Genomic DNA, 26431 nt, shown 5'->3' on the forward strand with positions numbered 1-26431 from the left:
ACCAGCGCCCGTGTCATGTAGCTTTCGTTCGTGACCGAGACCCGCCCCGGCCCCAAGCCGCGTATCTCCATCCTGGTTCCCACTCCGCTGCTGATCACGGAAATCACGGAACCGGCTGCGCATCGTAACCGTAGTTCCCACGAGTCGGACGTGCATATGCACCCCGGCGGGCAGGGGCTGTGGGTGGCCCGGATGGCCGGGTCGCTGGGGGCGGACGTGTCCGTGAGCGGGCCGTTCGGTGGGGAACTGGGCTCGCTGATCCGCACCATGCTGGACGGGTTGGGCATGCAGGTCAATGCTGTGCGCTACGGGTACGGCAACGGCGGATACGTCTACGACCTGCGCGGCGAGGACCGGGAGACCGTGGCCCATATGCCGCCCCCGGAGCTCTCCCGCCATGAACTGGACGATCTCTACGGCACGGCGTTCGTGGACGCGCTCGCCTCGGACGTCCTCACGGTCACCGGGGCCGAACCCGGGGACGTGGTGCCGGCGTCGTTCTTCGGCCGCCTTATCCGGGACACGCGGGATGCCGGGACCACCGTGGTCGCGGACCTCAGCGGCAAGCCCGCACTGGCGGCCGTGGCGGCGAACGTGGACGTGCTCAAGATCAGCCACGAAGAGGTGCTCGATCTCGAGCTCGTCGCGGAGGACACCGCGGAGGCCCTGGTGAGCGCCGGACACATGCTGCTCGAACGCGGTGCGGGCGCCGTGGTGATCTCACGCGCCAAGGACCCCGCGCTGCTCGTGGAGAAGGATTCCGTGCGGGAGGTCTCCGCGCCGTCCATCACACCGCTGGACCACCGAGGGGCGGGGGACTCGATGACCGCGGGGATCTCGGTGGGTCTGGCGCGCGGTTTCGATCTCGTGGAGGCCGTGGCCCTCGGTGCATCAGCGGGAGCGCTGAACGTGGCGCGCCGCGGCCTGGGGACCGGCAACCGCACGACCATCGAGAAGTTCGCCCGCGAGATCACGGTGCGCACGCTGTCCTGACGTTCCGGGTGCTTGACCTGTGGCTCTCCGATTCGGTGCCACGACCCGGCTCCGGCTCGACGCGCCGAGCAGTTCGGTCTGACGCCCAGTGCACCCTGACCGGACGTGGTCGCGGGCAGTTCGGCCCGTGTGAAGCGTGACCGGGTTGGTCCTCCTGGGTGGCCTGGCCCGAATACCGGGCTCTGGTCCGCGTGACGGGCGCGTGTCACCATGGTGCACATGCACATCCTGGTCACCAATGACGACGGCATCTCGTCCCCGGGGCTCGCGGTTCTGGTGCGCGCCGCACTGGATCGAGGGCACACGGTGAAGGTGGCCGCACCTGCCGAGGAGTACTCGGGTGCGAGTTCCTCCCTGTCCGGGGAGGAGATCGACGGCCGGATCGCGCTCGTCGCAGCCGCGCCGCCCGGGATGCCGCGCGACGTGGACTGCGTGGGCGTGAAGGCCGCGCCCGCATTGATCGCGTTCCTGGCGTCCTATGGTGCGTTCGGACAGCGGCCCGATCTCGTGCTCTCGGGGGTCAACCTGGGCGCGAACACGGGCAAGGCCACATTGCATTCCGGCACCGTGGGGGCGGTCCTGACGGCCGCGTCCCACGGGATCCCCGGCATCGCGGTGTCCATCACGTCCGGCGCGCCGCAGCACTGGGACACCGCACACCTGGTCACCCGGTTCGCGCTCGAGCGATGGGAGACCCGTCCGTTCGACGAGTGGATCCTCAACATCAACGTCCCCGACGTCGCCCCCGAACGCCTCCGTGGACTCAAACCCGCGCGGCTGGCGGGCTTCGGCGCGGTGCAGGCGCAGATCGGCCGCGGGGACGAGAAGCACATCGCCGTCACCTACAGCGCCGAGACTGGCCCGGAGGAACCCGACAGCGACCACTACCTCCTCACCCACGGCTGGGCCACGGCCACCCTGCTGCGCGCCCCAGTGGACGACCCCCACCAGACCCTGCGCACCATTGCACCCGACGCCCTGGGCATCACCCCCCGCGATCCCTCCGCCGACGACGCCGCACCCGCCCCCCTCGACGACGTCACCGTGGACGCCGCCACGGTCATGCGCCGCACGTGACCCGGCGCCCCTGCTGTCGCGGCGTGGAACATAGTGAAACGGCGATACCCCAGTGACCCGCCCCGGGAATGCCCCGCTGACCCGCCCCGGGAATGCCCGCCCATGTGACCCTCGCAAACCCTTGGGCACGCGGAATCCAGTCCCAAAATTTTGGGCATGCGGAAGCCAGTATTCGGGCGGTTAAGTGGCTTTGGAACGCCTGAGAATCCGCGGTGGGCCTCAACGTGCCTCACAATTTGCCGGTGGCCTCCGCGCACCTCACGACTCGCGGCCGGAGACACATGCCCCGCTGGACGCGGCACGCAGCGCCGGGAGAGCATGCAACCGGGCCAGGGGAGCGAGGTCCGTGACGTCCTCCGCACCCGCGAGGGGCTGCCACCGCAGTTCCACGATCTCCGCTGCAGGCACGGGGGTGTCGGTGAGCGGCACGGTGCTCACGAACACGTGACTGTGCAGTCCGTGGCCGGGTTCGTTCGCGGCATCCGAGTGCCATTCCCCCACGGGGCGCAACTGCTCCGGGGTCAGCGAGATCCCCAGTTCCTCCCGGACCTCGCGGATCCCGGTCTCCAGCGGTGTCTCGTCCCCCTCCGGCTTGCCCCCGGGGAACATGAACATCCCGGTCGAACGCTTGCGCACGGTCAGGACCGCCCCGTCCGAGGCGCGCCGCAGCACCACACCGGTCACCTTGATCACGGGACGTGAGGGGGACCTGTCGGCGCTGGTGAGGGGACTGGCATCATGGGAATCCGGCACGCCCCCACTATAAGGAGCCACGATGACGAACCCTCTGCATGATCTGTCCGTACCCGTGGTGCAGGCACCCATGGCGGGTGGCCCCTCGACCCCCGCGCTCGCCGTGGCCGTGGCGGAAGCGGGCGGACTGGGGATGCTGGCCGCGGGTTACAAATCCGCGAGTGCCATGGCGGAGGAGATCCGTGAGGTCGCCGCACGCACGGACCACTTCGGGGTCAACCTCTTCGTCCCCGAACGGGACCCCTCCGATCCGGAGCAGCTCGAGGCGTACGCGCGAGCCCTCGCCCCCGTGGCCGCCGACCTGGACGTCCCCGCACCGCAGCCGGGCCCGTTCACGGATGACGACTACCCGGCCAAGCTGGATCACCTCGTGGCCAACCCCGTGCCCCTCGTCTCGCTCACGTTCGGACTGCCGGGAGCGGCCGACGTCGCGCGGTTGCGTGAGGCGGGCAGCGTCGTCGTCCTCAATGCCACGGACGCGCGGGAAGTCGAGGCCGCGGTGGAACTCGCACCGGACGCGATCGTGGTGCAGGGCCGCGAAGCGGGCGGACACCGGGCCACACACGGCCAGGCCACGACCCCGGAGGACATCAGCACCGCGGAACTGCTCGACCAGGCGCGTGAGTTGAGCGAGATCCCGTTGATCGCCGCGGGCGGGATCGCGAGTCGCGAGGACGCCGCGGACCTGCTCGGCCGCGGAGCCGTGGCGGTGCAAGTGGGCACCCTGTTCCTCACCGCGCGGGAAGCGGGGACCAAACCCGCCCACCGGGAGGCCCTGCTGAACAGCGGGGGCAGGGACACCGTGGTCACGCGGGCGTTCTCGGGCCGCTGGGCCCGCGCCCTGCGTAATGGGTTCACCGACCGACTCGGATCTGCGCAGGTGAGTGGTTACCCGCAGGTGCATTACATGACGGCGCCGCTGCGGGCCGCGTCCGCGGGCGACGCCGAGGGGCTGAACCTGTGGGCGGGCACCGGTTTCGGCGCGTGCCGGCACACGAGCGCGGCGGAGATCGTGGAACTCTTCCGGGGGTTGTGACCCACTGCCGCGGGACGGTCCCCGAGGGTTAGCGTGGGAAGGACAGCAAACCCGCCCACCCACCGAGAGCCCATGCCCACTCAGAAGATCGTGGCCGCCCCGGCCAAGTCCGCGATGTTCCTGGTCCTGACCATCAAGGAGGGATCGGAGGCGGAGGTCGCGGACATCCTCACGGACGTCTCGGACCTCACCAAGGCGGTCTCGTTCCGCGTCCCCACGAGTGACCTGTTGTGCGCGGTCGGTATCGGCTCCGATGCGTGGGACCGGCTCTACGATGCGCCCCGCCCCAAGGGCCTGCACCCGTTCCCGGAGATCGTGGGTCCTGTGCACGCGGCCGTGTCCACCCCGGGGACCTGCTGATCCACTTGCGCGCGGTCTCCCAGGACATGTGCTTCGAGCTGGCCAAGCACCTCATGAAGCGCCTGGGCCCGCACGTGGACGTGGTGGACGAGGTACAGGGCTTCACGTTCTTCGAGGAACGCGATCTGCTGGGTTTCGTGGACGGCGCCGCGAACCCGGAGGACGAGGACGCGTTCACGGTCGCGGTCGTGGGTGACCAGGACCCGACCTGCCGCGGCGGCAGCTACGTGCACGTGCAGAAGTACCTCCACGACATGGGCGCGTGGGAGGCACTGTCCGTCACGGAGCAGAAGCTGGTGATCGGGCGAACCAAGCTCGAGGACATCGAGCTCTCGGACGAGGACAAGCCCGCCAACTCGCACGTGGCCCTCAACGACCTCGACGACGTGGACGGCCGGGCCTGCGAGATCATACGTGACAACGTGCCGTTCGGTCGCGTGGGCACCGAGGAGTTCGGCACGTACTTCATCAGCTACGCCGCGGATCCGGGCGTCGCGGAGACCATGCTCGAGGACATGTTCCTGGGCGACCCTCCGGGCACCTACGACCGCATCCTGGACTTCTCCACCGCGGTCACGGGCTCCCTGTTCTTCGCGCCGCCGCGTTCCTTCCCGGATGACCCGACCACGGTGCCCCCGCGCGACGGCGCCCCGGACGCGGACCCCGCGGGCACCGAGTTCTCAGCACTGGGAACAGGCCACGTGAGCGACCTGACCGCGGACGCCCCCTGCATCCAGGCCCTGCAGCGCCGCATGGTGCGCGTGGTGGAACTGCGCGCTCCGTTCACGGTCCGGCGCACGGACGTGGACGCCGTGGCCCGCGCCAAGACCGAACTGCACCTGGGCCTGGACGCCGCGATCGGCTACTCGTCCCACACCGCGGAGACCGTGGACCTCTACTTCCGGGAGACCCTCACGTTCCGGGTCAACACGTCCGAGGCGAGCGTGGTCATCACCCGCTGAGCCCGGCCCGGGCCTCGTCACGGCCCCCGGGAGTAACCCCCGGGGGGCAGGGTCAGTTCTTGCGCAGGAACTTCCCGAAGAACTCGGTGAGTTCGTCGGTCGCGTCGAGCGGCAGGACTGCGGCCACGTAGTGATCCGGGCGGACCACCACGACGGCGCCGTCGCGGCTGATCGTGCGCACGTCGAAGACGTCCTCGCCGGGGATCGCGGCGTAGACGCGCTCCCAGTAGTTCAGCTCGAACGGGCCCACCTGCGGCTTGAACGCGCGCGGCACCTTGGTGATGTCGACGTCCGTGTAGGGCTGCTGGTAGGTGACGTCCACGTCGAAGAGGGTGGCATCGCCGTCGTCATCACGGCGCAGCGCCACGAGCGGGGATGAAGGATCGTTCTGCCACCACTCGGCGAACGCGGTGGTGGGGGAATCCGCCCCGGCCACGGCGCTGTCCGCGAAGACGTGGATGCGCCAGCGCCCGTCCGCGGTGGCCTCGTGACCCTGGTGCACGACCATGGAATCGCACACGCGCTGGACGCGGGCGGACTTGAAGCGCTTACCCACCGGGTAGCCCTCGGCGAAGTCCTGGTGGTCGGTACCCGCCGTGATCAGGGACGGCTGGTACTCGGTCATGAACCCGGCCGGGAACTCCGCGGTCTTCACGTAGAAGTCCTCGAGGTACGTGGGATCCGGCAGCTTGTCCTGGGGGGTGGCCATGAGGGTGGACCACTCACGGTCGAAGTCGATCAGGTTCTTGGCGATCACCTGACGTTCCTCGGAGTAGGTGTCCAGCAGGGACTCGTCCGCGCGCCCGGAGAGCACGGCCCCGAGCTTCCAGCCCAGGTTCCAGCCGTCCTGCATGGACACGTTCATGCCCTGGCCGGCCTTGGCGGAGTGGGTGTGACACGCGTCCCCGGCGATGAACACGCGGGGCACGCGGGTGCCGCGGTCCTCGGTGTCGACGTCGTCGAAGTGGTCCGTGAGGCGGTGGCCCACCTCGTACACGGAGGACCAGGCCACGGACTTCACGTCCACGCTGTAGGGGTTGAGGATCTTGTTCGCGCGGCGGATGATCTCCTCCACCGGGGTCTTGCGGATCTCGTGGTTGTCGTCCTCGGGGACCTCGCCCAGATCCACGTACATGCGGAACAGCAGCCCGCCTTCGCGCGGGATCAGCAGGATGGAGCCGTTCACGGAGTTGATCGCGCACTTGGTGCGGATGTCCGGGAAATCGGTGTTGGCGAGCACGTCCATGACGCCCCACGCGTGGTGGGCGCCCTGGCCGCTGAGCGTGCGACCGATCGCCTTGCGCACGCGGGAGGACGCGCCGTCGCACCCGAAGACGTACTTGGCGCGCACCGTGCGCTCCTCGCCCTCGCGCTCACCGGCGGCGTAGCGCACGGTCACGGCCACGGGGTACTCCTGGTCCTGGTCGATCTCCAGGTTCACGAACTCGATGCCGTAGTTGGGGGTGATCCGGGCCGGGCCGCGTTCGGCCGAGCGCAGGAAGTAGTCCAGCACGCGGGCCTGGTTCACGATCAGGTGCGGGAACTCGGACACGCCGTGGGGGTCATCCGCGGGGCGGCCGGTGCGCACGATGTTCTGGGGGTTGGTGGGGTCCGGGTTCCAGAAGCACATCTCGCGCAGGTGGTACGCCTCCTGCGTGATCTCCTCCGCGAAACCGAAAGCCTGGAAGGTCTCCACGCTGCGGGCCTGAATACCGTCCGCCTGGCCGATCTCCAACCGGTCCGGACGGCGCTCGATCATGCGCGTGTTGACGTCCGGGTACTGGGACAGCTGTGCCGCCGCGATCACACCCGCCGGTCCCGTGCCCACGATCAGCACGTCCATGGTGTCGGTCAGGTCCTCGGGGCGGTCCACGCCGCAGCCGCGGGGCTCCTCGATCCGGGGATCCTCGGAGACGTATCCGTTCTGGTGAAATAACATGCCTTCTCCTGGCTTGTGCGGTGATCTCGCAGGGTGTTCCCGCAGGGTCCGGGATCCGGGTCCGAGTCGCGGACGTGCCGCGGGGCGGCGTCCGTCCTGTGCGGTTCCACCGGTGAGATCCGTACGGCGGGTGCGGGCCACGCTGCCCGCCCCGGGGTGGTTCGGTGGCGTCGAAAGAGTGTGTCACGGATCATATACGATCTGTGTTCTGGGTAACAATTCCAGCCCCATGGTCCTCCCGGGTGCACGGGAATACGGAAACGAGGGGCCGTGCGAGGAACGCCCCGAGGGGCGGAAGAGGAAGCTCAGCCCCACTGTGGCGAAGGCCATAAGAGTGGCCGCCTGGGGGTCTATGGGCTTGAAGAATAAGTGGTTGAACACGAGTCCCGCGGCGGAGGCTAAGAGGAAGAAGTCGTACCACTCGATACTGGTACCGATGATGGTTCCGGCCACGACCTTGCGCTGCTCACGACGCCGCGTGGCACTTCTGGCCGTTGTTTCGTGGGCGATGGGATCGTGGGTCGCCATGTGTGACTCCTTCGTCCGGCGAGTCTGGTTCTCTGGGGTGGGTGCGCCGCCCGGGTGTCCCAGGGGGAGATGATGTGATCCGCGCCACTTGCCCAGAATATATGGATAATATACGATTTCAAATAACATTCTGACGAGGAGGCAGTGGCCGTGACCGAGAACCCCCAGAACGCTCAGCAGGCTTCATCCGGAGCCCCTGGACAGCCGGTTCCCGTGCATCCGGGCAAGATCATCGCGGTGCACGTGGCCTACGAGTCCCGTGCGGCGCAGCGCGGTCGCAAGCCCGCCGTCCCGTCCTACTTCCTCAAGCCCGCGAGCTCGCTGGGTGGTTCGGGCGCCGCGGTGGAACGCCCCGCCGGCACCGAGCTGCTCGCGTTCGAGGGCGAGATCGCCCTGGTGATCGGGACGCCCGCGAAGAACGTCTCCCTCGAGGACGCGTGGTCCCACGTGGCCTCCGTGACCGCCGCCAACGACTGGGGTCTCTACGACCTGCGCGCCGCGGACAAGGGCTCGAACCTGCGCAACAAGGGACGTGACGGCTACACGTCGCTGGGCCCCTCCCTGATCGACGCCCGCGAGATCTCCCCGGAGCAGTTGCGCGTGCGCACGTGGCGCAACGGTGAGCTGGTCCAGGAGGACACCACTGCGGCGGAAAACATGATCTTCCCGCTCGCCCAGTTCGTGGCGGACCTCTCCCAGCACCTGACCCTCGAGGAGGGGGACGTGATCCTCACGGGCACCCCCGCCGGTTCCTCGGTCGCACAGCCCGGGGACGTCGTGGAGATCGAGGTGGACGCGCCGGAGGTGGCGGGAGCGCCGTCGTCGGGCCGCCTGATCAGCCACGTGACCGAGGGTGACGAGAGCTTCGACGAGGGGCTGGGCGCCATGCCCGCCGTGGACGACAAGCAGCGCGAGGAGGCGTGGGGTTCCCGCGAGGCCGCGGGTCTGCCGGACTCCGACGCCGCGGCACTGCCCGAGGCGTTGCGCGCCAAGCTCGAGAAGGCGCCCACGGCCGGGCTGTCCGCGGAGCTGCGCAAGCGCGGACTCAACAACGTGGTGATCGAAGGCGTGTACCCGCAGACGCCCGGCACCGCGATGGTCGGCACGGCCAGGACCCTGCGCTTCGTGCCCAGCCGCGAGGATCTCTTCACGTCCCACGGCGGCGGGTACAACGTGCAGAAGCAGGTCTTCGACGCCGTCGGCCCGGGTGAGGTGATCGTGATCGAGGCCCGCGGGGCGGCAGGTTCCGGCACGCTCGGTGACATCCTCGCGCTGCGCGCCAAGTTCAACGGCGCGGCGGGAGTGGTCAGCGACGGCGGTGTGCGCGACTACGCGGCCGTCGCCGAGATCGGGTTGCCCGTCTTCGCGCAGACCGCGCACCCCGCGGTGCTGGGCCGCCGACACGTCCCGTGGGACCAGGACGTCGCCGTGGCGTGCGGCAACGCGACCGTGCTGCCCGGTGACGTGATCGTGGGTGACGACGACGGCGTCATCGTGATCCCGCGCGAGCTCGCCGAGGACGTCGTGGACGCCGCCCTGGCCAAGGAGCGCGAGGACGCCTGGGTGGCCGAGCGCGTCGCCGAGGGCAACCCCGTCAAGGGACTCTTCCCGCCCACGGGGCAGTGGAAGGAAGAATTCCAGCAGTGGTTGGCGGAACACCCCGCCTCCGACGACTGACCGACACCCCCATCGAACCGAGGAAACCATGACCACGACCACGGCCACCGGGGCCCCCAGCAAGGCCCAGCGTGCCTACGACTGGATCAAGAGCCAGATCATGACCCAGGCGTTCTCGCCCGGCTACCGCCTGGTGCTCGCGAGCATCGCGGAGGCCCTGGAGATGTCCGTGGTGCCCGTGCGCGAGGCCATCCGGCGGCTCGAGGCGGAGGGCCTCGTGACCTTCGAGCGCAACGTGGGTGCGCGTGTGTCCATGGTCAACGGTGAGCAGTACCGCTACAGCATGGAGACCCTCGGTCTGTTGGAGGGTGCGGCCACCGCGCTGTCCGCGGAACACATGACCGCGGCGGACCTCGCGCGCGCCCGCCAGCTCAACGTCTCCCTGGAGGCGTCCCTGAAGAACTTCGACCCGCAGGCGTTCACCGAGACCAACCACGAGTTCCACCGGGTGCTCGCGTGCCGGTGCCCCAACGAACGTCTCAACGACCTCGTGATGGTCGAGTGGGAACGGCTCAACCACCTGCGCACCTCCACGTTCTCGTTCATCCCCGAACGTGCGCGCGCCTCGGTCAACGAGCACTACCACATCCTGCACCTCATCGAGACCCGCGCCCCGGCCGACGCCGTGGAGCGCGCCGTGCGCCAGCACCGTTCCGCGACCCTTCGCAGCTACCTCAGCAGCCGCGCCGACACCCACGAGGAGCCGCAGCGCCGGAGCTCGTGAACCACCGACCCACCCGTACCGATCGGGCCGCCGGCCGGGCGCACCCGGTCCATCAAGAACACGCAATCAGAAGCAACCCGTCAGAAGTCACCGACTGGAGGAGTCATCCCATGGCAGCTCTGCAGGAGACCACGCCCGAGAACCTTCCCGATTCCATCCGCCACTACGTCAACGGCGAATGGGTGGATTCCGTGGACGGGGACACGTTCGAGGTGCTCAACCCCGTGACCAACAAGCCCTATATCAAGGCCGCCTCCGGTAAGAAGGCGGACATCGAGGCCGCCGTGGCCGCAGCTAAGAAGGCGTTCGACGAGGGGCCCTGGCCCAAGATGCTGCCCCGTGAGCGCTCGCGGGTGCTGCACAAGATCGCGGACATCGTGGAGTCCCGCGGTGGCCAGCTCGCCGCCATGGAGTCCTACGATTCCGGTCTGCCCATCACCCAGGCCCTGGGTCAGGCGCGCCGCGCCGCGGAGAACTTCCGCTTCTTCGCGGACCTGATCGTCGCCCAGATCGACGACGCCTACAAGGTCCCCGGCCGCCAGGTGAACTACGTCAACCGCAAGCCGATCGGTGTGGCCGGGTTGATCACCCCGTGGAACACCCCGTTCATGCTCGAGTCCTGGAAGCTGGGTCCGGCCCTGGCCACGGGCAACACCGTGGTGCTCAAGCCGGCCGAGTTCACGCCCCTGTCCGCGTCCCTGTGGCCCGGCATCTTCGAGGAGGCCGGTATCCCGGCCGGTGTGTTCAACCTGGTCAACGGCTTCGGCGAGGAAGGCTACGCCGGCGACTCGCTGGTCAAGCACCCGGACGTCCCGCTGATCTCGTTCACGGGCGAGTCCCGCACCGGGCAGATCATCTTCGGCAACGCCGCGCCCTTCCTCAAGGGTCTGTCCATGGAGCTGGGCGGCAAGTCCCCGGCCGTGGTGTTCGACGACGCCGATCTGGAGGGCGCGATCAACGCCACGATCTTCGGTGTGTTCTCCCTCAACGGCGAACGCTGCACCGCGGGTTCGCGCATCCTGGTCCAGTGCGGGATCTACGACGAGTTCGTGGAACGCTACGCGGCCCAGGCCAAGCGCGTGAAGGTGGGTCTGCCCTCGGACCCGTCCACCGAGGTGGGCGCGCTCGTGCACCCCGAGCACTACGAGAAGGTCATGTCCTACGTGGAGATCGGCAAGCAGGAGGCCCGTCTGGTGGCCGGTGGCGGTCGCCCCGAGGGCTTCGAGACCGGTAACTACGTGGCCCCCACGGTGTTCGTGGACGTCAAGCCGGACGCCCGGATCTTTCAGGAGGAGATCTTCGGCCCGGTCGTGGCGATCACGCCGTTCGACACCGAGGAAGAAGCCCTGGAGCTGGCCAACAACACCAGGTACGGCCTGGCCGCCTACATCTGGACGAGCGACCTCAAGCGTGCCCACAACTTCGCGCAGAACGTGGAGGCGGGCATGGTGTGGCTCAACTCCAACAACGTGCGTGACCTGCGTACCCCGTTCGGCGGCGTGAAGGCGTCCGGGCTGGGCCACGAGGGTGGCTACCGCTCGATCGATTTCTACACGGACCAGCAGGCCGTGCACATCAACCTGGGCGAGGTGCACAACCCCGTGTTCGGCAAGCAGGAAGACGCCGCCGAAGAAATGGACGCCTGAGCGTCCCCCTCCTCTACCACCCGGTGCCACCCACGAGAAGGACACACCATGACGAATCCCGCTGATCGGACAATGACGTCCTCGGGCTTCTACGTTTCGCAGGAAGCTCCGATTACCACCGACAACCCCATCACGACCCCGTCCGTGCCCGCGCCGGACATCCTGCGCTGCGCGTACATGGAACTCGTGGTCACGGACCTCGTGAAGTCTCGCGAGTTCTACGTGGACGTGCTGGGGCTCACGGTCACGGAGGAGGACGAGAACACCATCTACCTGCGTTCGATCGAGGAGTTCATCCACCACAACCTGGTGCTGCGCCAGGGCCCCGTGGCCGCCGTGGCCGCGTTCTCTTACCGTGTGCACACCCCCGAGGACCTGGACAAGGCCGTGGCTTTCTACGAGGAGCTCGGCTGCCGCGTGGAACGCCGCGCGGAGGGCTTCACCAAGGGCATCGGCGAGTCGGTGCGCGTGGAGGACCCCCTGGGCTTCCCGTACGAGTTCTTCCACGACGTGGAGCACGTGGAGCGCCTGGCCTGGCGCTACGACCTCTACACCCCGGGTGCCCTGGTGCGCCTGGACCACTTCAACCAGGTCACCCCGGACGTTCCCCGCGCTACCAAGTTCATGCAGGACCTGGGCTTCCGCGTGACCGAGGACATCCAGGACGAGCAGGGCACGGTGTACGCCGCGTGGATGCGCCGCAAGCCCACCGTGCACGACACCGCCATGACCGGCGGCGACGGTCCCCGGATGCACCACGTGGCCTTCTCCACCCACGAGAAGCACAACATCCTGGCGATCTGCGACAAGCTCGGTGCGCTGCGCCGCTCGGACATGATCGAGCGCGGCCCCGGCCGCCACGGCGTGTCCAACGCCTTCTACCTGTACTTGCGCGACCCGGACGGTCACCGCGTGGAGATCTACACGCAGGACTACTACACGGGTGACCCGGACAACCCCGTGGTCACGTGGGATGTCCACGACAACCAGCGTCGCGACTGGTGGGGCACCCCCGTGGTTCCGTCCTGGTACACGGACGCCTCCCTCGTGCTGGACCTGGACGGCAACCCGCAGGAGGTCGTGGCCCGCACCGAGGAGTCCGAGCTCGCGGCGACCATCGGCGCGGACGGCTTCTCCTACACCCGCCCCTCCGAGGGCGAGGAGTCCATGCCCGAGTGGAAGAAGGGCGAGTACAAGCTGGGTCACCAGCTCTGATCGTTCGGCTTCCACGACCAACGCGAGGGAAACACCATGCTGGAGAAGGAACGCATCACTAAGATCGCGGACGATCTGGCCGCGGCCGAGCGCGAGCGCACCATGATTCCGCGGCTCACGCAGCAGTACCCGGAGATGACCGTGGAGGATTCCTACGCGGTGCAGAACGAGTGGCGCCGCCGCAGCGAGGCCGCCGGACGTCGGCTGGTGGGGCGCAAGATCGGGCTGACGTCCAAGGTCATGCAGGAGGCCACGGGCATCACCGAACCGGACTACGGGGCGATCTTCGCGGACCAGGTGTACGAGAACGGCTCCGTGATCCGCCACGACCAGTACTCGAACGTGCGCATCGAGGTGGAACTCGCGTTCGTGCTCCGGGACGAGCTGACCGGGCCGAACGTGACCATCTTCGACGTCCTGCGCGCGACCGAGTACGTGGTCCCGGCGCTGGAGATCCTCAGTTCGCGCCTCGAGATGGAGGGTCGCACGATCGTGGACACCATCTCGGACAACGCGGCACTGGGTGGGATGGTCTACGGCGGTAACCCCGTAGCTCCGGACTCCGTGGACCTGCGCTGGGTCTCCGCGCTGCTGTACCGCAACGAGAGTCTCGAGGACACCGGCGTGGCCGCGGCCGTGCTCAACCACCCCGCGAACGGTGTGGCGTGGCTGGCCAACAAGCTCGCCGCGCACGACGACACCCTGCCCGCCGGAAGCATCGTGCTGGCCGGTTCCTTCACCAAGCCCATGTGGGTCCACCCCGGGGACACCGTGCACGCCGATTACGGAGATCTGGGGGCCATCACATGTCGGTTCGAGTGAACGATCTGATCCACGCGTTCCGCGCGGAGGACGCTCCCAACCTGCCCGGTGTGCTGCCGAGCCTCAAGGACCTCTTCCCGCTGGCCTCTGACGATCAGCCGGTGATCGGGATGTTCCACTCCTCCGGGGATCCCGCCGCCGCGGAGATCCTGGCCGGGGCCGGTTTCGACTACCTGCTGATCGACGGCGAGCACTCGCCGCTGTCGCTCGAGACCATCCAGTCCGTGCTGCGCGCGATCGCCGCCTACCCCACGCTCGGAGTCGTGCGGGTCCCCGAGAACAGCGAGGTGCTCATCAAGCAGTACCTGGACCTCGGCGCCCAGTCGCTCGTGGTGCCCATGGTCGACTCGGTCGAAGGGGCGCAGGCCGCCGCTCGGGCGGTGGCCTATCCGCCCGGGGGTGTGCGCGGCGTCGGCTCCGCCCTGGCCCGCTCCGGCCGGTGGAACCGGATCCCCGGGTACCTGACCCGGGCACGCGAGACCATCACGCTGATCGTTCAGGCGGAGTCCGCCGCTGCCGTGGAGAACGCCGCCGCGATCGCCGCCGTGGACGGCGTGGACGGTGTGTTCATCGGCCCGTCGGACCTCGCCGCGTCCATGGGGCTGCTCGGTCAGCAGACCCACCCGGACGTCGTGGCCGCCGTGAAGCACGTGATCTCGGAGGTGAAGGCCGCCGGCAAGTTCGTGGGCGTCAACGCGTTCGCCCAGGACCAGGCGCGGGACTACCTCGCTTCGGGCGCGGACTTCGTGAACGTGGGCGCCGACGTCGCTCTGCTCGCCGTCGGCAGCAAGGCCCTGCTGGAGGCGTTCCGGAAGTAGCCGCCGAGGGCCGGCGTCGCGCCGCAGCTCTCGGGCCTGGCAGGCCATCCGCGCACTTCGAGGCACTCCGAAGCCACCGGCGATTTTTGGGGTAGCTAAAGCCAGGCACGATTTCCTAGGCACTCCAAAACCACTCGCTCGCCGGATACTGGCTCCAGGGTGCCCAGAATTTCGATACTGGCTTCCGTACGTCCCAGAATGCACGCGGCACTGCCTGAAATCTTGTGGCTCAGAGCGTCGCGTGTCAGTCCATGGAAATGCTGTGCAGCATCGCTTGGATGGCGGGGACGTCCGGGTGAGTGGCGACCGTGGTGTTCAGGATGTCGACCAGTTCCTCATCGGTGACGAACCTCCCGGTCGTGTTGACCGGGCCGGTGGAGAACTCGACCCACAACTCGCGACCCGTCTCGCCTCCCGCCAGGCTCACCAGGCCGGAGGAGTTGACCTGTGAGAGGCCGAAGAGCACGGAGTCCTCGTCCGGACCCTTGACGCTGCGGAGGTACGCGGAGTACGTGCTCACCTGCGCCCCGATGTCCTCGGACAACTGTGTGGTCTCACCGGGCACCGTGTAGCGGGGGGACGTGAACCAGTCCTCGCGCAGCGGTCGTACGTCCGTGGTGGCGATCCGACCCATCGCCTGACCCGTGGGGCTCGTGAGCTCCAAGTACCCCTGATCCGTCTTCGCGGTCCACGAGGCGGGGTACTTCATGCTGAAGGCCCCGTCCGGCGCGGTGTAGGTCTCGGACAGGGCGATCGTGTCACCTGTCTGGTCGCCCGGTGCGGGCTCGGTCGGTTCAGTGGTGGCGCCGGGCGCCCCAACCGGTTCGGAACTCGCATCCGACGCCGAGGGCGTGGATGGTGCGGTCGTTCCGGAGTCCCCGGGCTGTGTCGCCGACGGCGCGGCGGACCCCGCAGTCGACGTCGCCGTCCCGCCCGATTGCGGCGGTGCGGTGCTGTGCGTGGTGGTGTCGGAGCTCGTGGGGGTGGCCGCGCCGTTCGACGCGGTGCACCCCGTCAGAGCGAGGGCGGACGTGATACCGAGGGTGATGGCCCAGCTGCGGGCTGTGTTGTGTGTCATGGCACCAGCGTGGATCCGAGACATGTTGTTTGCAATAGTGAACAATAAAGTGTGATGCACCTGTGATGTAGGACACCTCAGTGTTTGCCCATGTCGCAGGGTGTTCTCGAGTGATCGGATCGGCGTGCCCACTCGGATCACCCGCCGAAAAACATCAGTGCGGTCATCCCGGCAACCCACCGGAATGACCGCACCGGCCACTCTCCCCGCGCTCTTTGCCCCGCCCCGACGAACGGCCGGCGGGTCGTCTCTAGTCGACGGCCCGGATGGACTTGAGGATCGCGTCCACCGTGCCGGCCTCGTCCGTCTCGTTGATCTGATTGACCAGCTTGACCCCTTGGCTCTGGGACAGCGGTCGGTTCCCCTTGTTCACGGGGGCGTAGTAGAACTCCGCCCACAGTTCGTCCCGCTTGTCCCCGCCCGGGAGGGATACGATGCCCTGGCTGCCGGACTCCGTGAGCCCCCACAGGATCGAATCGCTGCGCTCGCTGTGCGGCGGGGCCGGGACGTAGGTGGAGTACGTGAACACCTGGGTGCCCACCTGCTTGCTCAACCCGGTTTCCTCCCCGATCAGGGGGTGGGCGGGTCGGGTGAACCAATCGCCCTTGGGGGGTCGGACCTTGGTGGAGGCCACCTTGCCCTGGACCTTCCCGTCCGGGCTGGTCAACTCCAGGTACCCGTTGTCCTTCTGGACCTTCCAGGACTTGGGGTACTTCACCGTGAACAGTTTCGCCGGATCCGTGTAGGTCTCCGTGAGCTCGTAGACGTCCGCGCTGTGGTCGGCATCCGGAGTGGCACTCGCCCCGGACTGCGCCTCACCGGACGGCGAGTCACCGGTCTGGGGCTGTGTGCCGCTCGCGTCGGTGCTCGTCTGCTCCCCACCCTGCGGCGTGCTCCCCTGGGTGGCCCCGGCGGCGTCGTTGCCCGGGCCGGAATCGTTGCTGGACCCGCATCCGGTTACTGCGAACGCCCCGACCAGGGCAAGGGTGGTCATCCATGTTCGAGGTGATGTCGTCTTCGCCATAGCAAACAGGCTGACAACTTGTCCGGGTCGCTGCAATGCCACATCCGCGTTGTAATCAACCCGTGATTTTTCATTTTCATAGAACGCAGTTCCGTCCCCGCGTAATCCCACGATGACCTGGGAGAACGCGGTTCACGGCGACGTCGAACTCTTAAGGGGACAACACTGTCCCTTTTGGGGGACAACGAGCGAAGTGTCCGTGAACATTGCGGCGTCAGTGTGTGGGGGAGCCGGGTCCGAGCGGGATGCCCAGGCCCCACCAGGCCAGGAAGAACAGGAACCACACCACGATCATGGCCAGGGACAGGGGTAGCACCATGGACATGAGAGTGCCGATCCCGGCCTTGGGGTACCAGCGCTGGATGAAGCCCAGGGTCATGGCGAAGAACGGGTTCAGCGGCGAGAGCACGTTGGACGGGGAATCCCCGATGCGGAACAGCATCTGCGTGGTCTCCGGGGGGATGGACAAGTACATGAACATGGGCACCAGCACGGGCGCGGTGAGGGTCCACTGCGCGGAGCCGGATGTGATGAACAGGTTGATCACGGAGATCAGCACCACCATGCCCGCGAAGAGCACCACGGGCGGGACCCCGGCGGAGCCGAGCACCCCGGCGGTCTTGATGGCCAGTACGGTGCCCATGTTGGACCAGTCGAACCACGCGATGAACTGGGCGGCCGCGAAGAACAGCACGATTAGGGGTGCCACCTGGGTGATCGCGGAGGCCATCATGGGCGGCACGTCCGAGGCCTTGTCGATGGTCCCGGCCACGATCCCGTAAGCGATACCGCACACAAAGAACAGCAGCCCGATGGGCACCGCGACACTGCTGATCAGCACCGAGGTCAGGGGGGTGCCGTCCTCCCCGGGGAACGGTGTGCCGGGGATGAACAACAGGGTGAAGTAGATGCCCAGGCCCGCGACGAGCGTTCCCACGGCGGCCCACAGGGCGGTGGTCTCCCGCCGGGACGTGACCGTCAGGGTCTGGGCCGTGAAGGTCTCGGCGTGCTCGCCGTCGCCGGCCTCGGCCGCCCGTGCGGCCTCCGCCTCGGAGCGTTCCGCCGCGTGGTACTTCTTGGTCATCCGGGTCAGGACGGTCTCCGAGACCAGGGTGATCACGAGCGCCAGCACCACGGCGGAGGCCGCGGAGAAGAAGTAGTTGGCGATGGGGGAGACCGTGTACTCGGGATCCACGAGCTGCGCCGCGGACTGGGTGATCCCGCCCACCAGCGGATCGGTCAGGTTGACCACCAGCGAGGCGTTGAAGCCGGCCGAGGACGAGACGAACGCGATCACCGCGCCCAGCACGGCGGAGCGGCCGGCCGCCTTGAACGCCGCCGCGCCCAGGGGGATCAGCACCACCACGATCGCGTCCGAGGCCACGGAACCGGTGACACCCGTGAGCGCGAGCACGAACGTGAGCCATCCCGCCGAGACGCGGGAGACCACGAGTTTCACCGCGGTGTTGATGAGCCCGCTGCGTTCGGCGACGGCCACGCCCAGCAAAACCGTGATCACCACGCCCAGGGGCGGGAAGGAGGCGAAGTTCTCCACGGCGTCGCCCACCATGGCCTGCAGCCCCTCGGACGTCAGCAGGTTGTGAACGGTCTCCACGTCCCCGGTCGCGGGGTTCTGCGCGGTGACACCGGCCGTCGCGAGTACGGCGGACAGCACCGCCACGAGACCGGCGAGAATCACGAAGAGCCAAAACGGGTGCGGCAACTTGTTGCCCACCCACTCGACGCCGTTCAGGAACCGCAGCAGTGCGCCGTCGCGCCCGGACGTTCCCGAGGGCGGTCGGCCGCCGGGCGCGGGGTCCCGCCCCGGGCCGAGGGCGGGCGAGCTGCCGGCCGCGGCATGCACGGTGAACGAAGGGTCGGTCATGGCCCGGTTCTTTCGTGGTCGGGGACGCGGCACCTGCGGTGCCCGGAAAGCCCGAGACTATCAAGGCCACGCAAACACGAGCGCCCGGTCGAACGGGTGTCCGACCGGGCGCGCTTGGGGGACCGCCGTCAGTTGTTCGGCAGGTCCTTGGGTGTGAGGTAGCGCTCGCCGTCCTCGGTGGTCTCGAGGTCGTAGTCGCGTTCCTGCTCCTGGACACGGTCCTCGACCATGTGCGAGTGCCGCACGGGTTCGATGTCCGGCATCTCCTCGGCGCGCTCGTACTGGGCGTTGCCCTCGTCGTCGACCTCGCCGTCCACGTCCGGGCGGTCGGCGGGGTTCGCGGAGATGTTCGGGTTGGGATCCCCGGGCCTGGGCTGGAACTTCCGCGTTCCGGCCAGCGCCTCCGAATCGACGTCGCGGGCGCTCTGCTCGTCCACGGTGCCCTCGCCCACGTTGGGGAAGCCGGTCTCCTTCAACGCCTTGGGCGGCTTGCCGTGGTCCGCGGCGTGGTCATCACGCACGACGTCGCGGTCGTCACGGACGGTGCGCTCCTCGACGACGTCGCCGCGATCGGTCGCGTTCACCGCGCCGTCGACGGTGCCCGGATCGGTGGCGCCCGCCGGGGGGACGCTGGTGCGACGGACCGCGCCGGGTTGGTCGGGGTCCCCTTCTGCGGAACTCTCATCCGGTTGGGTGTCGCGGCCGGCGCGGGAGTCGTCGTGGCCCTGCACGGTGGTGGGCTGGTCGGGATCGTCGATCTGACCGGCGGACGCGATGGGATCCGGGTTCTCGGGTTGCTGAGTCATGACGTGCCTCCTGTACTGTCCGTGGCGCTAACCACTGTGGTGCTTCCCATCTTGGCACCGAGGTGGGGAAACCGTAAGTACCGTGATGGATGGTTCAGCCCTGAGGGGACGTCTCCACGGGGCGGTCCGTGTGGGAGTAATGGGACCAGCTACCTGGGAACAGCCGTCCCGTGCCGAGTCCCGCGTGCTCGGCCACGAGGAGGTTGTGGCACGCCGTCACACCGGAGCCGCAATAGGAGATCATGTGGTGCGCGTCCGTGACCCCCGCGCGCTCGAATCGCTCCCGCACCTGCTCCACCGGTTGCAGGGTCTGTCGCTCGGTCAGGTGCTCACGGCACGGGACGTTCACGGCGCCCGGGATGTGGCCGGAGCGCGGATCCACGGGATCGGGGGTGTTGCCCGCGAACCGTGTGCGGTCGCGCGCGTCCACGACCAGCGGGCCGTGGACCGCCTCGTCGATGCTCGCGAGCGCGTCGGGCGGCCACGGCACCGGGGTGAAACGTGCCTCGGGGAGGACCGTGCGGCGTCGTTCCAGCTCGCCGGAGCCTGCGGCAGAAAGGCCGCCGTCGAGCAGCGCGGCGCGGTGGCCCGTGGTGCGCAGCATCCAGATGAGGCGCGCGGCCATGACGTTGCCGGCGCCGTCGTACGCGACCACCGTGGTGTCGTCGCCGATGCCCGCCCGGGACATCGCCGCGGCGAAATCCTCGGGGGTGGGCAGCGGGTGCCGACCCTTCTCCGGGGAGGCCGGGGCCGCGAGCGCGGTGGCCACGTCCACGAATACCGCGCCGGGCAGGTGTCCCTGCAGATAGGCGGCCTCCGCGCTGCGTCCGTCCAGGTACATGCGGGCGTCCGCGAGCACCACGTCCTCGCGGTGCTCGGCGAGCCAATCGGGTGATACGAACGGGTCCATGACCGTCTCCCCCACTTCCTGCGACGACGTCCTCCGACGACGACGCCGCGTGCTGTCTCCCAGCCTAGGCCCGGTACGTGCGTCCCTTCACGAGGAACGCGGGATGACCGATAAGCGCCGGTTATGGCAGGAGGTGGTCACCAGCTCTGTTCCTGCTCGAGCGCGGGATCCGGACCCACGGCGTCCCCGGGTCGCGCCCACGTGGCGGGGTCCAACAGGACGTCTTTGACGCGCAGGGCGGCGGGGGACAGCGGTTGCTGCGTGCGCCAGCCGACGACGGCGGTTTGTTGCGCCACGCTCTCCCGCACCTTCCGGATCACGCATTTGGCGCCCATGATCTCCCGCACCTGCTCGGGCACGAGCGCCACCCCGCGCCCGGCCGCCACGAGCGGGACACATGTTTGCAGCGTGGACACCTCCGTGACGACCGCCGGGCGGGTCGTGGGGCGTTCGCGCCACACGTTGGCCAGTAACTCCGGCAGCCCGGACAGTCCCGGGTAGCGGGCGGGCACGAGCCACGTCTCGGACGCCAGGTCCGCCAAGGAGACATAAGGCGGCAGGGCGTCCATGCTGCGCGGCAACAGCACCACGAGCGGCATGGTCAGCAGGGGTTCCAGGGAGAGGTCCGCGCCGTGGATCCGCCGCAGGGCGGAGACGTCCGAGGTCAGGACGACCCCCAGATCGATCACGCCCTCGTGCAACGTGCGCAGTGTGATGTCCGGGGAGGGGTCCCGCAGGTCGATGTCGATGTCCGGGGCCGCGCTCTCCAGGATGTTCAGCGCGTGCGGCAGGTGCCACCACTCGAACGCGGGTGCCACGGACAGCGTGACCTGACCCCGCCGACCCTGGGCGATCGACCGCATGCGCGCTGTGGTGGACGCGAGGTCGTGCAGGATGCGCCGGGCGTCCGTGGCGAGTTGTTTGCCGGCCTCGGTGGGCCGGGTGCCGCGTGCGCCGCGGTGCAGCAGCGGCACGCCGCATTCCTTCTCGATTTGCTTCACGGTGTTGCTCAGAGCCGGTTGCGTGATCCGCAGGGCCGCGGACGCGGCAGTGAAGCCCTGGTGGTCCACGACCGCGAGGAAGTACGTGAGCTGGCGCGTATCCATAATGTGTCCTTATGTCTGCCTAGAAAAAATTGTATTAGATCTATGGATATGGTGTGCACCACACTGGAAGGACATCAGGATCATCCAGTCAAGGCAGGTTTCCCATGTCCATCCAGCGTTCCGACTCAGCGCTCCGGCCGATGGTCTTCGAGCACACGACCCTGGGACAACGTGTCCTGTTCGGCTCGGGAAAGGCCGCCGAACACCTCGTGGCCGAACTCGACCGCCTCGGCGCCACGCGCCCCATGATCATCGCGGGGGAGCACGAAGCCGAGCTGGTCCGGCAGGTCGCCGAGCGTGCGCAGCCCGCCCTGACGTGGAACGACGTCGTCCAGCACGTCCCCGTGGAACTCGCCGAGCGCGCGCGGGACGCCGCACGCGAGGCGGACGTGGACGCGCTCGTCACCGTGGGCGGCGGCTCCACCACGGGGCTGGGCAAGGCCATCGCACTGACGTCCGGGCTGCCCCTCCTGGCCGTGCCCACGACCTACGCGGGCTCCGAGGCCACGAGCATGTGGGGTATGACGGAGGACCGCACCAAGTCCACCGGCCTGGACCCCAAGGTGCTGCCCGAGGCTGTGATCTACGACGCCGAACTCTCGCGTTCCCTGCCCGTGGGCCTGTCGGTCGCGTCCGGGCTCAACGGACTCGCGCACTGTGTGGACTCGCTGTGGGCGCCCAAGGCCGATCCCATCAACCAAGCGCATGCGCTCGAGGGTGCGCGGGCACTGGCGATCGCCCTGCGGGGGATCGTCAAGGACCCCGAGGACATGCACGCCCGTGAGCAGGCGCTCTACGGCTGCTACCTCTCCGCACTGTCGTTCGCGTCCGCGGGCTCGGGGATCCACCACAAGATCGCGCACGTGCTCGGGGGGACGTTCAACCTGCCCCACGCCGAGACCCACGCGACCGTGCTGCCGTACGTCCTGGCGTTCAACGCCCCGGCCGTCCCGGAACTCGCCGGCCGTCTCGCCGCCGCGCTCGGGTACGAGGGCACCGTGGCCGGTGGGGAGGCCCGGGCCGCCAACGACGCACTGGCCGCACTGCGGAAGGACCTGGACGCACCCCGGGCGCTGTCCGACGTCGGCTTCACCGAGGAGGACGTTACCGAGGCCGTGGAGCGCTCGCTCCAGGCCATCCCGGAGTCCAACCCGGTCACGCCCACGACCGAGAACCTCACCGCGCTGTTGCGCGCGGCCCTGCAGGGGGAGAACCCCTCGGTGGTCACGGCCGCGACCGGTGACGCGTCCGACAGCACCGAGAGCGAGGAGCAGTGCCAGCGCGAAGCGCAACTCACCGAACAGGTCCTGGCGTCCTTCGACGAGTCCCCCGACCAGCGCCTCGCGGAGGTGCTGCGCAGCGTCGTGACCCATGCCCACGCCGTCGTGCGCGAGACCCGGCTGACCGAGGACGAGTGGAACGCCGCGATCAAGTTCCTCACGGACGCGGGGAACATCACCACGGACACCCGTCAGGAATTCGTGCTGCTCTCGGACGTGCTGGGCATCTCCATGCAGACCATCGCCGTGAACAACCAGGCCTACGAGGACGCCACGGAAGCCACCGTGTTCGGCCCGTTCTTCACCCAGGACGCCCCGCGTATCGACCAGGGCGAAGACATCGCCGGGGGCGCCCCGGGCCAGCCGTGCTGGGTCGAGGGAACCGTCAAGGACACGGACGGCAACCCCGTGGCGGGTGCGCGCATCGAGGTGTGGGAGGCGGACGACGAGGGTCTGTACGACGTCCAGCACACCGACGGCCGGGTCTACGGCCGCGCATGGCTCGAATCCGACAACGATGGGACGTTCCGCTTCTGGGGCCTCACACCCACCCCGTACCCCATCCCGCACGACGGGCCCGTGGGCAAGATGCTGCAGAGCACCGGGCGCTCGCCGTACCGCGCCGCGCACCTGCACTTCATGGTTTCGGCCCCGGGGCGGCGCACGCTCGTGACCCACATCTTCGTGGAGGGGGATCCGCAACTCGAGGCCGGCGACTCGGTGTTCGGCGTCAAGGACTCCCTGATCAAGACGTTCGAGACGCATGACGCGAACGAGCCCACCCCGGACGGTCGCAGTCTGGACGAGAGCTGGGCCAGCACCCGCTTCGACGTGGTGCTCGCCCCCGAGGACGTCTGAGCCCACCTCTTTCCCCTCCACCGCAAGCGCCGTGCCGTCACGGCCCCGCCGGATCGTCCTCCGCCCTGTTCCTGGCCTCGCTGGGGGTGGACGTCCTGGTGGTCAGCAAGTACTCGACCACGGCGGACACCCCCCGAGCCCACATCACCAATCAGCGCACGGTCGAGATCATGCGTGACCTGGGCATCGAGGACCAGATCCTCCCGGAGGCAGCTCCGCACGAGCAGATCGGTGAGACGGTCATCTGCACGACCATCGCGGGCGAGGAACTCGGCCGAGTCCGCTCGTGGGGCAACCGCCCGGACCGGCACGCGGACTACGTGGCGGCGTCGCCGTCCCTGAAATGCGACCTCCCGCAGACCCACCTGGAGCCGATCCTGGTGCGCAACGCCAAGTACCGCTGGAACACCGAGTTCGTCGCGCTGCAGCAGGACGACGGCGCCGTGCACGCCCTCGTGCACGACCGGCTCACCGGGACGTCCTACACGGTCCACGCCAAGTACCTGGTGGGTGCCGATGGCGGTCGTTCCCGCGTGGTCGAGTAGCTGGGGCTGCCCATGGAGGGCCTCATGGGTAAGTCCGGGTCGATGAACATCGTGTGCGACATGCACCTCTCGCCCTACTGCGAGAACCGCGAGTCCGTCCTGTACTGGGTACTCCAGCCCGGCGCCGCGATCGGCGGGATCGGTCTGGGTCTCGTGCGCATGGTGCGTCCGTGGAACAAGTGGCTCATCACGTGGGGCTATGACATCGAACAGCCGCCCCCGGAGCTGACCAAGGAGTCCACGCGGGAGATCGTGCGCAACCTGATCGGGGACCCGAACTTGAACATCGAGGTCAAGTCCTTCTCCCTGTGGACCGTCAACGAGATGTGGGCCACGCGCAACATGGAGGGCAGGGTCTTCGCCATGGGTGACGCGACCCACCGGCACCCGCCGAGCAACGGGCTGGGGTCCAACACGTCCATCGGGGACGCCTACAACGTGGCGTGGAAGCTCGCGTACGTGCTCAAGGGCTTCGCGGGTCCCGAACTGCTGGGCTCCTACCAGGACGAGCGCGTTCCCGTGGGTGAGCAGATCGTGAAGCGCGCTAACACGTCGCTCGGTCAGTTCGGCGCCGTGCTGGATGCGCTCGGCGTGGACCCGCGCGATGACGCCGAGTCCATGAACCGGCAGATCGCCACACGCAAGGAGGCCTCGGAGGAGGGGGAGCGGCGTCGTCAGGCGCTGCGCGACGCCCTGGAGCTGAAGAACTACGAGTTCAACGCGCACGGCGTGGAGCTCGGGCAGTCCTACGAGTCCTCCGCCGTGGTCGCGGACGACGGCATGGTGCTCGTGCGCCCCGACAACCACGTGGCCTACCGTTCGCACGGGATGGTCGAGGATTCCGCGGCCATGCTGACCGAGACGCTGCGCGCGGGACGGCTCCGATCGGGTGGACATCTCCACGCTGCTCACCGCGAACGGTTCGCAGTACGTCATCGACTGCGGTGAGGGGTGGGGCCCGTCCTACCGCCGCTGCGGGGAGTCCACTCCCGGGTACCGTGGAGCATGACCAAAAAACTGATGACCGCCCGCCGCAGGGCCCACCGCGCCGCGTTGTTCACCGGATTGGCACTCACGGGGATGGGGGCCCTGCACCTCGTGAAACCGGAACCGTTCGACCACCTGATCCCCGAACAGCTGCCCGGCACCGCCCGGCAGTGGTCCATCGGCTCAGGATTCGCGGAACTCGGGACCGCCGCGCTGCTGCTCATCCCCGCCACACGCAAGGCCGGCGGGGCGGCCGCGGCCGCCCTGTTCGTGGGTGTGTGGCCCGGCAACTTCAAGATGGCGTGGGACTGGCGCCACGCGTCCGCCGCGAAGCAGGCGATCTCCCTCGGCCGCCTCCCGCTGCAGATCCCCATGATCATGAGCGCGGTCAAGATCGCCAAGAACGCATAGGTCCCGGGGCCGCCCCGCACCCGCGGGCGGCCGGGTGGTTCCGCGTGAGACGCGCCGTCGACGTCCGCACGGAGACGGCCCCTGCGCCCGGGCAGCACTTCCGGACCCCTGCGCCGCCCGGCTACCGTGACTGATATGCGTATCGCACTCGGCCAGTTGCTTAGCACCCACGACTCGCAACACAACCTCGAGCGCGTCCGCGAGCTCGCGCGCCGCGCGGGGGAGGACCGCGCGGATCTCCTCGTGCTGCCCGAGGCCACGATGTTTGCGTTCGGTCGCAGCCTCAAGGACGTCGCCGAACCTCTCGATGGCCCATGGGCCACGGCGGTCTCCGAGCTCGCGCGTGAGCACTCGGTCGCGATCGTCGCCGGCATGTTCACCCCCGGCGACGGTGATCGCGTGCGCAACACCGCGGTGATCGCCCTCCCGGACGGCACCATGCGCGGCTACGCCAAGATCCACTTGTACGACGCCTTCGGCTTCCTGGAGTCGGACACCGTGGACCCCGGCGACGAACCGGTCACCTTCTCCGCGGGCGGCCTCACTGTGGGGGTCGCCACGTGCTACGACATCCGCTTCCCGCGTCTGTTCACGCGTTTGGCGCACGACGGCGCCGTGGTCACCGTTCTCGGCGCGTCCTGGGGGGACGGGCCGGGCAAGGTCGCGCAGTGGGAACTGCTGGCACGCGCGCGAGCCCTGGACACGACGTCGTACGTGGTGGCCGTGGGACAGGCGAACCCCGAGTCGGTGGGGGAGGAGAACCCGGACAAGGCGCCGCGCGGTGTGGGGCACAGCCTGGTGGCCGCGCCGGACGGTTCCGTGGTGGCGCGGCTGGGAGACGCCCCGGACTACACGGTCGTGGACCTGGACCCGGAGCTCGTGGAGCGGACGCGCAAGGCCATCCCGGTGCTGCGCAACGCGCGCGAACTCTGAGACCCGGGAAGCTGTGCGCGGTGGGTGAACGAGCGCTGACAAGGCTCGCGGCCCGTGC

22 protein-coding genes and 3 pseudogenes are annotated in these 26431 nt (G+C 68.7%); 16 read left to right on the forward strand and 9 right to left on the reverse strand.

The genetic code is table 11. From position 1 onward, the window contains the following. Positions 1 to 30 precede the first annotated feature (30 nt). Together RF646_RS05875 and surE are read left to right on the forward strand one after the other, a co-directional pair. Positions 31 to 993, forward strand: coding sequence for a 1-phosphofructokinase family hexose kinase (locus RF646_RS05875; RefSeq protein ID WP_064847129.1), 963 nt, complete (start codon positions 31 to 33; stop codon positions 991 to 993). Between the two features lie 219 nt (positions 994 to 1212). Next, positions 1213 to 2070 carry a 5'/3'-nucleotidase SurE gene (gene surE / locus RF646_RS05880; protein ID WP_144997753.1) on the forward strand — a complete coding sequence of 286 codons (858 nt, stop codon included), beginning with the start codon at positions 1213 to 1215 and terminating at the stop codon, positions 2068 to 2070. 258 nt (positions 2071 to 2328) lie between these two features. Here surE and RF646_RS05885 read toward each other — a convergent pair whose 3' ends face one another. Further along, positions 2329 to 2763: an NUDIX domain-containing protein gene (locus RF646_RS05885; RefSeq protein ID WP_368835452.1), complete on the reverse strand. Its 435-nt coding sequence runs from the start codon at positions 2761 to 2763 to the stop codon at positions 2329 to 2331. An 82-nt stretch (positions 2764 to 2845) separates the two neighbouring features. Between RF646_RS05885 and RF646_RS05890 the strand changes: the two genes are divergently transcribed. The 3 genes and pseudogenes from RF646_RS05890 to RF646_RS05900 all read left to right on the forward strand — a co-directional run bounded on the left by RF646_RS05890 (position 2846) and on the right by RF646_RS05900 (position 5181). Further along, the gene (locus RF646_RS05890; RefSeq protein ID WP_368835453.1) at positions 2846 to 3859 is read left to right on the forward strand and encodes an NAD(P)H-dependent flavin oxidoreductase; all 1014 of its coding nucleotides are present in this window, start codon (positions 2846 to 2848) and stop codon (positions 3857 to 3859) included. 114 nt (positions 3860 to 3973) lie between these two features. Next, positions 3974 to 4263 (forward strand): annotated as a pseudogene (locus RF646_RS05895) (Dyp-type peroxidase); the annotation flags it as partial. After that, positions 4246 to 5181, forward strand: coding sequence for an encapsulin (locus RF646_RS05900; protein WP_368835509.1), 936 nt, complete (start codon positions 4246 to 4248; stop codon positions 5179 to 5181). The pseudogene RF646_RS05895 and the gene RF646_RS05900, both read left to right, overlap by 18 nt. A 52-nt stretch (positions 5182 to 5233) precedes the next feature. Here RF646_RS05900 and RF646_RS05905 read toward each other — a convergent pair whose 3' ends face one another. Then, positions 5234 to 7120, reverse strand: coding sequence for an FAD-binding monooxygenase (locus RF646_RS05905; protein ID WP_368835454.1), 1887 nt, complete (start codon positions 7118 to 7120; stop codon positions 5234 to 5236). A gap of 183 nt (positions 7121 to 7303) precedes the next feature. Further along, positions 7304 to 7648 carry a hypothetical protein gene (locus RF646_RS05910; protein ID WP_368835455.1) on the reverse strand — a complete coding sequence of 115 codons (345 nt, stop codon included), beginning with the start codon at positions 7646 to 7648 and terminating at the stop codon, positions 7304 to 7306. A gap of 150 nt (positions 7649 to 7798) precedes the next feature. On the opposite strand from RF646_RS05910, the gene RF646_RS05915 reads away from it, so the two are divergent. The 6 genes from RF646_RS05915 to RF646_RS05940 all read left to right on the forward strand — a co-directional run bounded on the left by RF646_RS05915 (position 7799) and on the right by RF646_RS05940 (position 14550). Next, the gene (locus RF646_RS05915; RefSeq protein ID WP_368835456.1) at positions 7799 to 9325 is read left to right on the forward strand and encodes a fumarylacetoacetate hydrolase family protein; all 1527 of its coding nucleotides are present in this window, start codon (positions 7799 to 7801) and stop codon (positions 9323 to 9325) included. A 28-nt stretch (positions 9326 to 9353) separates the two neighbouring features. Further along, entirely contained in the window at positions 9354 to 10049 is a 696-nt protein-coding gene (locus RF646_RS05920) for a GntR family transcriptional regulator (protein WP_368835457.1), read from the forward strand. Between the two features lie 110 nt (positions 10050 to 10159). After that, positions 10160 to 11695, forward strand: a complete 1536-nt coding sequence (gene hpaE, locus RF646_RS05925) for a 5-carboxymethyl-2-hydroxymuconate semialdehyde dehydrogenase (protein ID WP_368835458.1) — start codon at positions 10160 to 10162, stop codon at positions 11693 to 11695. Positions 11696 to 11743: 48 nt separating this feature from the next. Next, positions 11744 to 12910 carry a 3,4-dihydroxyphenylacetate 2,3-dioxygenase gene (gene hpaD / locus RF646_RS05930; RefSeq protein WP_368835459.1) on the forward strand — a complete coding sequence of 389 codons (1167 nt, stop codon included), beginning with the start codon at positions 11744 to 11746 and terminating at the stop codon, positions 12908 to 12910. Between the two features lie 36 nt (positions 12911 to 12946). After that, on the forward strand, positions 12947 to 13732 hold the full coding sequence (hpaH, locus tag RF646_RS05935) for a 2-oxo-hept-4-ene-1,7-dioate hydratase (protein WP_131333745.1): 786 nt from the start codon (positions 12947 to 12949) through the stop codon (positions 13730 to 13732). 110 nt (positions 13733 to 13842) lie between these two features. Beyond that, on the forward strand, positions 13843 to 14550 hold the full coding sequence (locus RF646_RS05940; RefSeq protein ID WP_368835510.1) for an aldolase/citrate lyase family protein: 708 nt from the start codon (positions 13843 to 13845) through the stop codon (positions 14548 to 14550). A gap of 244 nt (positions 14551 to 14794) precedes the next feature. Here the strand turns inward: RF646_RS05940 and RF646_RS05945 are convergent, their stop codons facing one another. The 6 genes from RF646_RS05945 to RF646_RS05970 all read right to left on the reverse strand — a co-directional run bounded on the left by RF646_RS05945 (position 14795) and on the right by RF646_RS05970 (position 21359). After that, positions 14795 to 15628 (reverse strand): hypothetical protein, encoded by an 834-nt coding sequence (locus RF646_RS05945; RefSeq protein WP_368835460.1) that lies wholly within the window; start codon positions 15626 to 15628, stop codon positions 14795 to 14797. Between the two features lie 250 nt (positions 15629 to 15878). Continuing rightward, positions 15879 to 16622, reverse strand: a complete 744-nt coding sequence (locus tag RF646_RS05950; RefSeq protein WP_186317169.1) for a hypothetical protein — start codon at positions 16620 to 16622, stop codon at positions 15879 to 15881. Positions 16623 to 16866: 244 nt separating this feature from the next. Continuing rightward, positions 16867 to 18537, reverse strand: a complete 1671-nt coding sequence (locus tag RF646_RS05955; RefSeq protein WP_085106843.1) for an AbgT family transporter — start codon at positions 18535 to 18537, stop codon at positions 16867 to 16869. 128 nt (positions 18538 to 18665) lie between these two features. Continuing rightward, on the reverse strand, positions 18666 to 19343 hold the full coding sequence (locus RF646_RS05960) for a hypothetical protein (RefSeq protein ID WP_144997776.1): 678 nt from the start codon (positions 19341 to 19343) through the stop codon (positions 18666 to 18668). Between the two features lie 94 nt (positions 19344 to 19437). Further along, the gene (locus RF646_RS05965; RefSeq protein ID WP_368835461.1) at positions 19438 to 20253 is read right to left on the reverse strand and encodes a sulfurtransferase; all 816 of its coding nucleotides are present in this window, start codon (positions 20251 to 20253) and stop codon (positions 19438 to 19440) included. A 137-nt stretch (positions 20254 to 20390) separates the two neighbouring features. Next, positions 20391 to 21359, reverse strand: coding sequence for a LysR family transcriptional regulator (locus RF646_RS05970; RefSeq protein WP_368835462.1), 969 nt, complete (start codon positions 21357 to 21359; stop codon positions 20391 to 20393). Between the two features lie 140 nt (positions 21360 to 21499). On the opposite strand from RF646_RS05970, the pseudogene RF646_RS05975 reads away from it, so the two are divergent. The 5 genes and pseudogenes from RF646_RS05975 to RF646_RS05995 all read left to right on the forward strand — a co-directional run. Next, positions 21500 to 22522 (forward strand): annotated as a pseudogene (locus RF646_RS05975) (maleylacetate reductase); the annotation flags it as partial. 144 nt (positions 22523 to 22666) lie between these two features. After that, positions 22667 to 23497 (forward strand): dioxygenase, encoded by an 831-nt coding sequence (locus tag RF646_RS05980; protein ID WP_260850521.1) that lies wholly within the window; start codon positions 22667 to 22669, stop codon positions 23495 to 23497. Beyond that, positions 23494 to 24990, forward strand: a pseudogene (locus RF646_RS05985) (FAD-dependent oxidoreductase). The gene RF646_RS05980 and the pseudogene RF646_RS05985 overlap by 4 nt, the downstream one beginning before the upstream one ends. Positions 24991 to 25047: 57 nt before the next feature. Continuing rightward, a complete protein-coding gene (locus RF646_RS05990; RefSeq protein WP_368835463.1) occupies positions 25048 to 25440 on the forward strand; it encodes a hypothetical protein in 393 nt (130 codons plus the stop codon). A 135-nt stretch (positions 25441 to 25575) separates the two neighbouring features. Then, complete coding sequence (locus RF646_RS05995; RefSeq protein ID WP_368835464.1) at positions 25576 to 26373, forward strand: carbon-nitrogen hydrolase family protein; 798 nt, start codon at positions 25576 to 25578, stop codon at positions 26371 to 26373. Positions 26374 to 26431 lie beyond the last annotated feature (58 nt).

The organism is Kocuria sp. CPCC 205261, from assembly GCF_040981025.1.
Classification (GTDB): Bacteria; Actinomycetota; Actinomycetes; order Actinomycetales; family Micrococcaceae; genus Kocuria; species Kocuria marina.